The 9127-nt window shown below is 46.5% G+C and carries 6 protein-coding genes and 1 rRNA gene; 4 read left to right on the forward strand and 3 right to left on the reverse strand.

The annotated features are described in order from the left end of the window. Positions 1-146 precede the first annotated feature (146 nt). The 3 genes from EDM55_RS29425 to EDM55_RS29435 form a co-directional block, all read right to left on the reverse strand. Positions 147-1511, reverse strand: a complete 1365-nt coding sequence (locus tag EDM55_RS29425; RefSeq protein WP_092277510.1) for a sensor histidine kinase — start codon at positions 1509-1511, stop codon at positions 147-149. Continuing rightward, positions 1508-2233 (reverse strand): response regulator transcription factor, encoded by a 726-nt coding sequence (locus EDM55_RS29430; RefSeq protein WP_092277513.1) that lies wholly within the window; start codon positions 2231-2233, stop codon positions 1508-1510. The genes EDM55_RS29425 and EDM55_RS29430 overlap by 4 nt, the downstream gene beginning before the upstream one ends. Positions 2234-2405: 172 nt before the next feature. Beyond that, positions 2406-3098, reverse strand: a complete 693-nt coding sequence (locus tag EDM55_RS29435; RefSeq protein ID WP_092277516.1) for a hypothetical protein — start codon at positions 3096-3098, stop codon at positions 2406-2408. A gap of 198 nt (positions 3099-3296) precedes the next feature. Here EDM55_RS29435 and EDM55_RS29440 point away from each other — a divergent pair, with 198 nt between their 5' ends. The 4 genes from EDM55_RS29440 to EDM55_RS29455 form a co-directional block, all read left to right on the forward strand. Next, a complete protein-coding gene (locus EDM55_RS29440; protein ID WP_174769336.1) occupies positions 3297-4481 on the forward strand; it encodes an MFS transporter in 1185 nt (394 codons plus the stop codon). Between the two features lie 208 nt (positions 4482-4689). After that, positions 4690-7242 (forward strand): DNA gyrase subunit A, encoded by a 2553-nt coding sequence (gyrA, locus tag EDM55_RS29445; RefSeq protein ID WP_246071180.1) that lies wholly within the window; start codon positions 4690-4692, stop codon positions 7240-7242. 165 nt (positions 7243-7407) lie between these two features. Then, positions 7408-8511: an HD-GYP domain-containing protein gene (locus tag EDM55_RS29450; protein ID WP_246071179.1), complete on the forward strand. Its 1104-nt coding sequence runs from the start codon at positions 7408-7410 to the stop codon at positions 8509-8511. 515 nt (positions 8512-9026) lie between these two features. Further along, positions 9027-9127 (forward strand): 16S ribosomal RNA (locus EDM55_RS29455); the annotation flags it as partial.

Raw genomic sequence — 9127 nt, forward strand, 5'->3', positions numbered from 1 at the left:
GACTTATCCACACTCTTAGCAAACATGCAGATCCAGTTTTGAAGGCACGAGGCAGCCATCCATAGAGGATGGTTTTTTTATTGCTATGGAATAGGATAGTGGCTAGGAAGTAAAGAACACCCGAGGGCGAAAGATTGCCTCGGGTGTTAGTTTTGAGCAACAGGATGGAGAGGGAGAAGGATACGAAAGATGGCACCAGCGACATGCCCGTTTTTGACTTCGATCGCTCCTCCAGAGCGCTCGACAATTGCTCTGGAAATGGCCAGTCCAAGGCCAACATCTCCGATTTTTCCTTTTACAAAGCGATGAAACAGGTGTGGCAGCAGATCAGCAGGAATTCCTTCACCATCATCTAAAACTTCGATAGTCGCATGACGCTTTCCAGACTCAATCCTTACCTCAATATGCTCCTCGGAATGGCGGAGGGCGTTTCCAATAATATTGAGTAATGCTTGAAGGGTCTTCCCCTCATCAACGTAGAGAATAGGATCCACACCATTATTGCGGATGCTGATGGTCACATTCTGCTGCAGCATGATGGGGCGTAATCGTTCTACGGCCTGTTCGACCAACTCTGTGGCGGAGTAGTAAGCAGGATGAAATAGATCTTCTTCACTTTCCAGTTTCGCGAGCAGGATGATTTCAGTTACGATATGCTTCAATCGATTGGTTTCCGCGACGATGACATCGATCCCTTGCTCAGCGGACTTGTCTGTAAAAATACCATCTCGAATCCCCTCTGCATATCCTTGGATGGACATCAGAGGAGTTTTTAATTCATGGGAGGCATTTTGTAAAAACTGGCGCTGAATCTCATGAAAGCGATCCAGCTCTTGAGCCATGGAGTAAACGCTCTCAGATACCTCTGCTATTTCGCCGCGTGCAGGTACATGACGGACTTCAGAAAAACGGCGGAACTGTACTTTTTTAATTTCTTTCACCAACTGGTTCAGGGGTCGCACTGTACTTTTCGTTATAAAATAACTGAGAAGAATCGTAGCAACTGTACCGATTACCAAAATGACAATAATGTTTTGCGTCAGCTCCATCCTAGCCTCCTTCAGTCCGCGGACAGGGGAGGCTAGGATCAATCTCTGCTTTTCGTCATTTTTAAAAGGAAGATTGACCAAGACGTAATCGTCTTTGCCAATAATCCAGATGTTCTTGTCCTTTCGCTTTTCTGCTTTTCTCTCCAAAGCATCCAACCAATTATTCAGATTTGAGGAAGGTAGAGTGGTATACAGGACCTTTTTCTTTTTACCAAGCAGCAAAACCTCTACTTTACGGTTAGAAACGAACTGCCTGGCAAGCTCTGCTATAGATTCGGGTTTTATGGCTTCAGATTCTCTGTTGTTTTTGTCGATCCAGGCTTGTCCTTTTATAGTCAGTTCATTTCGTTGCTGTTCAATCATATTTTCAAGCAAAAACGAATGAATCAGGCCCGCAGAAATAGAGGTTACTACTAACAGTAACAAACCAAACATCAACGTAATCCGTGCTTGAAGACTCATCCCTCTGTTGCCCTCTCCGTAGATCGCAAGCGGTAGCCGAATCCCCAAACAGTCTCTAACGGGATTTTGTCCAGTTTTTTGCGGATCCGCCTGATTAAGTCATCGACTACACGATCGCTGCCGAAGTAATCGTCTCCCCACACAAGTGTGAGCAATTCATCACGGGAGAAGGCGCGGTTTGGATGTTCAGTAAGAAGAGAAAGCACTTGGAACTCCTTCGACGTCACCTCGACTTCTTCACCGCACGAGTAGACAAGCCGCCGTTGTTTATCTAGCACCAGGAGCTCACTTTGATGCGAGGCTATCGTTATTTGATGATCAGCGCTCGAGTTCAGGTCACCACGTTGTATCATTTGTTCCCATCTACGCAGTGCACGGTTGGCACGTGCTACGAGTTCACGCGGGCTGAACGGCTTCGTCAAGTAATCATCACTTCCCAATTCTAGGCCGAGAATCTTGTCTACTTCCTCGTCCCGGGCGGAAATCATGATGATGGGCTTTTCCGATTCCATCCGGATGCGGCGGCAAAATTCATAGCCGTTCATACCCGGCAGCATAATATCCAAAATCCATAAGTCGGGTGGCTGCGTCTCCTTTAAGTGCAAGGCTTCCTCCGCAGACTGCACGCTTGTAGTCAAATAACCTTCTTTTCGCAAATAGGCCTCTACGATTTGCCTGATATTCGGATCATCATCAACAATTGCAATGGAATAGGGCTTCATGAGAGTACCTCCGAGACTTACTTGTTCATCTGTTATTGTACATCAGAATAGGTGGCAAGCAGAGATTATGGAGGTTTTCCCACACTTTTCCCATACTTCTTCAAGGGAAGCATTCCATAGAAAAGCAGCCCCGATTTTCAAACGGAGCTGCCATCTATAGCAAGTGTTTGGTTTATTGCAAAGCCTCGAAAATAGATACCTTCTGCGACAGTATTTCCGATTTCAGTGAATTCAGCTGCTCGGTCAAATCCTTGGCTTCGTTCAGAGAAGATTGCCAAGCCGTGTCACCACTTTTGAAAGCTTCTTTTGCGGAAGCAACCGTGTCTTTGATTTGTTGTTTGAGCTGCTGGGCTTCTTCTTTATTGGCTTTCTTGGCGTCACGAATCGGTTTGACTTCAGCCAGAGGCTCCTTCAAATTCTTTTTCCCTTCTTTTACTTGAGCAATCTGATCAGCGATGGGGGATAGCTTGGCTTCGATCGTCTGGTGGTTGGCTTCGATCTCAGCTTTAAGGGATGCGACCTCTTCTTTGTCCTTGGCTTGTTTCGCTTCTTTTAGCTGAACGGTGAGAGCTTTGTTTTCCTCGCGAATCGGTTTCAGATCGGTCATTGCTGCTTTTACGGCATCAAGTACTTCTTGCGGAATGTCGCCTCTAAGGGAATCCCAGAGTGCTTTGTTCTTTTCCCCTTGAGCTTTTAAATCCGTATTTAGCTCTTTCGTTTGTGTTTGCAGGGTTTGCAGCTGCTGATATTCAACAGTTTGCTTTAGCTTAGGCTCTTTTGCAGACTTATCTTCTGCATGAATGATTCCTGCGCTGCTCGCAAGTAAGCTGGTGGTTAACAAAGAGACAGAAAGAATTTTTTTCATGGGTCGTTCACTCCCCGTTATGGTATTGGTTGTACGAGTACTATGGTAGAGCGGAAGTATGAGAAATTGATGGGAAAAACGAGGGGAATGAGTGAGGAAATGTCGAGAAAAATATTTTCGGGCAGTCAAATGATTGACATATACATACTTAATAAATAATAATGTATATAAAATAAAGCGGTATGGGAAGTGAGAGGATTGAAAGAGGGAAATGCACTGTGGACGAAGGAGTTTATCATACTCGCGATGTCCAACTTTATGCTATTCGTTGCTTTTCAGATGCTGATTCCAACGTTGCCGGTATTTATTACAGATAAAGGGGGAGACCAACTGGCTGTAGCTCTTGTAGTGAGCCTTTTCACGGTCTCCGCTTTGCTGGTGCGGCCATTTACCGGGAAAGCCCTGGACTCGATGGGGAGAAGACCCGTTCTCTTGAGTGGTCTCGCCATTTTTTTGTTTTCTGTGTTCGGGTACTATTGGATGGCGAGCGTTGCTCTGGTACTTGCCTTGCGCTTTGTACACGGAATTGGCTGGGGCATCGTCACTACAACCTATGGAACGATTGTATCCGACATTATTCCTGCTGAGCGCAGGGGTGAAGGCATGGGATACTTCGGGATGTTTACAAACCTAGCGATGGCAGTAGGACCGTTGATCGGGCTTTCGGTTTCTCAATCCTTTGGGTATGGCTGGCTCTTTGGAATATCAGGAGGATTGACCGGTGTTGCGATGATATTGACGAGAATGGCTGAAATTAAAGCTCCAATCGGAATGACACAACCGTTTGCTGCGGCAGGTGGAGGTCTGTTTGAGAAAAAAGCACTGTTTCCAGCGTTGCTAGCATTACTGACGGGTGTGATGTACGGGGGCGTTGTAAGCTTTATCACCCTGTTTGGCCAGGAAGTAGGCATAGAAAATGTAGGACTGTACTTTCTCTTCAATGCGATCTCGCTGATGCTGGTGCGACCGCTGGCAGGAAAGCTGTTTGATAAAAAGGGACCGTTCTGGGTGTTAATGCCAGGTGGTGTCCTGACAGGGATCGCTGTAGTTGTTCTATCCTACAGTACGACGGAGCTTGGATTGATTGCTGCTGCGATTTTGTTCGGCATAGGAGCCGGCTCAGTGCAGCCATCCTTGCAGGCGTGGACGATTCAACGCGTGGATCCTTCCCGACGAGGTGCTGCTACAGGGACATTCTTTTCCGCGTTTGATCTTGGGATTGGCGGGGGAGCGATGATCTTGGGCGCGATCGCTAAGCAGACTGGGTTCGCCATGATGTATCGTTATTCACTATTTGCGATGATTCTCTACCTGATCATTTATCTCTTTTATGTAGTACGACAATCCAAAAAGGCTTCTACCCCCAAAGCGGTTTCTTCTTGAACCGTTTTGGGGTTTTTTCTTGAAGGCAGAGCCGTAAAATCGGGAATTTTCTGGAAATATATAGGGGATCGCCTTAGAAAGGGAATAGAGTCGGTTATAGCGAATGGAATCAGCGACAATCAGCGGAAATAACCGGATTTTTTGGACGTGTCGTCTTTCTATATGGTATAATGAAGTATTGCGATAACCAGTTGGAGGTTTACCTTTTATGGCAGAAGAAACTGCTCGGTTTCCAAAAGTCGATATTAGCCAAGAGATGAAAGAGTCGTTCATCAGCTATGCGATGAGCGTTATCGTGAGTCGGGCATTGCCTGATGTTCGAGACGGACTCAAGCCTGTACACAGGCGTATTTTGTATGCCATGCATGACATGGGCCTTACTCCTGACAAAGCCTTCCGTAAATCGGCAAACACGGTCGGGGAAGTAATGGCGAATTACCATCCACATGGTGACTCTTCGATTTATGAAGCAATGGTCCGGATGGCACAAGATTTTAACATGCGCTACATGCTGGTTGAAGGTCAAGGGAACTTCGGTTCTGTTGACGGTGACCCGGCAGCGGCAATGCGTTATACCGAGTCTCGCTTTTCTAAGATTGCTCTTGAGCTTTTACGCGATATTGATAAAGAAACAGTCAATTTTGTTCCAAACTACGACGGGCGTAAAGAAGAGCCTGCTGTCTTGCCTTCCCGGTTTCCGAACCTTCTGGTCAACGGATCGGGTGGTATTGCCGTGGGTATGGCGACAAATATCCCGCCACATAACCTGACAGAAGTGATCGATGGCGTAACAGCTATGATCGACAACCCGAATATTACTATTCCTGAGCTGATGAGGATCGTGAAAGGTCCTGACTTCCCTACTGCTGGGGAAATCCTCGGCTACAGTGGAATTCGACGTGCTTACGAAACAGGTCGAGGCTCGATCATCATGCGCGCCAAGACACTGATTGAAGAAGAAAAAGGAAAACCGCGCATTATTGTGACGGAAATTCCTTATCAAGTCAACAAAGCCAGACTCGTGGAGAAAATCGCTGAGCTGGTTCGTGAAAAGAAAATCGAAGGCATTACCGATTTGCGCGATGAGTCTGACCGCAAAGGGATGCGGATCGTCATGGAGCTGCGTCGCGACGTGATTCCAAAGGTTGTTTTGAACAACCTGTTCAAGCATACCCAAATGCAGACTACCTTTGGCGTGAACATGCTTGCTCTCGTAAATGGTCGTCCACGCGTATTGAATTTGCGCGACATGCTCTTTTACTACTTGGAGCATCAGCGTGAAATTATTCGCAGACGTACGGAATACGATCTGAAGCAAGCAGAAGCACGTGCGCACATCTTGGAAGGTTTGCGTATCGCGCTCGATCATATTGACGAGATCATCAGCCTGATTCGCGCTTCCCAAACAACGGAAGAAGCACGCGATGGACTGATGACCAACTTCAGCTTGAGCTATGAGCAGGCACAGGCGATTCTTGATATGCGTCTGCAACGCCTGACCGGCTTGGAGCGGGAAAAGATCGAAAACGAGTACCAGGAACTGATGGCGAGAATCGCAGAGTTGCGCTCGATCCTCGCAGACGAAGGCAAAATCTACGGCATTATCCGTTATGAGCTTGAGGAAATCAAAGAGAAATTCGGAGATGACCGACGCACAATCATCACGGTTGATGAAAATCATATTGAGGATGCCGACCTGATTCCAGAAGAAGACGTGGTCATTACACTGACCCATGATGGGTATATCAAGCGTCTTCCTGTCTCTACGTACCGTGCGCAAAAACGCGGAGGACGGGGAATCCAGGGGCTGGGTACCAAGGATGATGACTTTGTCGAGCATCTGTACATTACCAATTCCCATGACTACATCATGTTCTTTACGAGCAAAGGGAAGGTATACCGTTTGAAGGGCTTCGAGATTCCAGATCTCAGCCGGACGGCAAAAGGTACGCCGATCATTAACCTGATTCAGATTGAAAAAGGTGAGCGGGTCAGTGCTGTTATTCCGGTGAAGGAGTTTGATCAAGAGCGCTTCCTGTTCTTTGCTACCAAAAAAGGGATTATCAAAAAGACTACACTCGAATCGTACGAGAATATCCGAAAAGGCGGGCTGATTGCGGTCAATCTGCGCGAGGATGACGAGTTGATCGGGGTGCGTCTGACTGATGGCAACCAAGAGATCATCATGGGTACCAAAAATGGTATGTCCGTTCGTTACAAGGAAAGCGATGTCCGCACGATGGGGCGTAATGCTACCGGGGTAAAAGGGATCACGCTGGACGACGACGATGATGTTATCGATATGGACGTAATCAAGCCGAACGCAGAAGTGTTGATCGTTACGGCTAACGGATATGGAAAACGCACTCCAGTAGACGAGTATCGCATCCAAAGCCGCGGTGGTAAAGGGATCAAGACACACAATGTAACCGAGCGTAGTGGACACGTAGTAGGACTGAAAGTAGTGGAACCAGAAGAAGACCTGATGATCATCACGACTTCGGGAATAATTATCCGTACGGAAATGAAGGGAATTTCCGTCATGGGCCGCTATACGCAAGGGGTTAAATTGATCCGCTTGGGCGAAAACGAGCAGGTTGGCTCTGTTGCCAAGTGTCCGCCAAACGATGAGGACGAAGAAAACGACGGATTGGAAGCGGATGAGGATTTTGGAGCAGACGAGATGATCGATGAAGGCGTCGATATGGAAATGGATCCAGGTACGAATGACGATCCGATTGAGCCAAATGAAGAGGAATAATTAGCGGTAAATAAGGGGCACTCCTTTCATAGAGGGAGTGCCCTTCACTATGTCATGTGTAAGAAAAATAGCGATTTTTCCTGCAATTGGTTTCAATCTAATATAAAATTGGGAATAGAGAACTATATACTACTATTTATCATGTTGGAACGGATGGTGACCAGCGTGCCCATCGTGGACGTGAAACAACTGAGCACAGGATCAAAATTAGCGGAAGAAGTACATACGACATTGGGCGGCTTGCTATTTTCGAAGGGCACAGCGCTCTATGAAAAAGATATCGAATACCTGAATGCCTTTATGATTAAGCAGGTAATGATCGAGGAGCAGGAAGAGGCGACGGGAGTAGAACCGTCTGTGCAAAAGGAAGCGGTACAACAAGAGGTAGCTGCTGCCAAGGCTCGGAAGGATAGAACCGATCGACCGGAAGCTTTTCAGCAGTCTTTTGAGAATGCAGTTTCGACACTTAAAAACCTGTTGATCCGTGTACAAGGTGGCGATAATATACCTGTGATGGAAGTGAGGGAAGTGGTCGCACCGATTCTCTCCCAATTCCAGTCTCAACCGCAAGTTATGCTGTCTTTGCGCCATTTTGCAAAGATGGATAGCTATGCGTATGAACATGCGATTGCAGTAGGTATTATCTCGTATATGATCGCGAAGTGGATCAAGGTGCCGGAGAAAGAATGGATGCAGGTAGCTCTAGCGGGGACTCTGCTCGATGTAGGCAAGACCAAGATCGATCGGCGAATTCTGCAAAAACCGGGTAAATTGACGACAGAAGAATTTGAAGAGATGAAAAAACATACCGTGTACGGATACCAGATTATTAAAGCGTCTCACGGTTTAAGCGAGGGTGTGGCTCTGGCCGCTCTGCAGCATCACGAGCGAGAGGATGGCTCTGGTTACCCGCTCGGATTGCCAGGAACAAAACTGCATCTGTACAGCAAAATTGTTGCAGTTGCGGATATGTATCACGCGATGTGCTCAGATCGGATTTATCAGAAGGCCCAGTCTCCTTATATGGTAGTTGAACAATTGGTGCAGGACAGCTTTGGCAAGCTTGATCCGTACATCGTGCGTGCATTTGTCGATGGAATTACTCAGTTTGCAGCTGGAACAGTTGTAGAGCTGAGTGATGGTACGATTGGAAAAATTGTATTTACGGATCGAAATCAACCGACCCGACCTATGGTAGAGACAGGTGGAAGAATTATTAATTTGGTCGACTCCCGGCACTTATCTATTGTAAAGGTACTCGAAAAGTAAAAAACACAAGGCGTAGATTCAGTTGCGCCTTGTGTTTTTTACTTATAGTGAATATCATGCGTGATTCTTATCACGTACTTATTGACGCCAAATGGTGAAGAGGTTAGTCGTTGAAGCTAAACAGGCCTATTAGCGTGGAGCTAACAGAGGCATAGTAAGAGAATGAATCAACTACGATTAAAAAAATTCAATAAAAATGAAAATAGGTATTGTATTTGTTTGGCCAACATGTTACGATACTTCTTGTCGCTAGAGAGAAGCAAACGAAGTCATGCATAAGCAGCTAAGAAGTTAATGACTCGCGATTCTCAATCGATACTATTTATTCGGTGCCCAATACTGATTGAAAAAGTTTTTCAAAAAACTTCTTGCAATCACTTAGGTAACGAAGTATAATAGAAAAGTCGCTCGAAGAGAGCTTGACTGAAAAACAGATGCTCTTTGAAAACTGAACAGCGAAAGCGTTGATGAGTCTATCATTAAATGATTTGCCAGCTTTGAACCAGATACAAACTTTATTGGAGAGTTTGATCCTGGCTCAGGACGAACGCTGGCGGCGTGCCTAATACATGCAAGTCGAGCGAGTCCCTTCAGGGGCTAGCGGCGGACGGGTGAG

The sequence above is a fragment of the Brevibacillus centrosporus genome (assembly GCF_003710815.1).
GTDB classification, from domain to species: Bacteria; Bacillota; Bacilli; order Brevibacillales; family Brevibacillaceae; genus Brevibacillus; species Brevibacillus centrosporus.

Bases quoted from the DNA above. Each gene is read 5' to 3' on its own strand.
- EDM55_RS29425 (WP_092277510.1), bottom strand. From the start codon at position 1,511: ATGAGTCTTCAAGCACGGATTACGTTGATGTTTGGTTTGTTACTGTTA.
- EDM55_RS29430 (WP_092277513.1), bottom strand. From the start codon at position 2,233: ATGAAGCCCTATTCCATTGCAATTGTTGATGATGATCCGAATATCAGG.
- EDM55_RS29435 (WP_092277516.1), bottom strand. From the start codon at position 3,098: ATGAAAAAAATTCTTTCTGTCTCTTTGTTAACCACCAGCTTACTTGCG.
- gyrA (WP_246071180.1), top strand. From the start codon at position 4,690: ATGGCAGAAGAAACTGCTCGGTTTCCAAAAGTCGATATTAGCCAAGAG.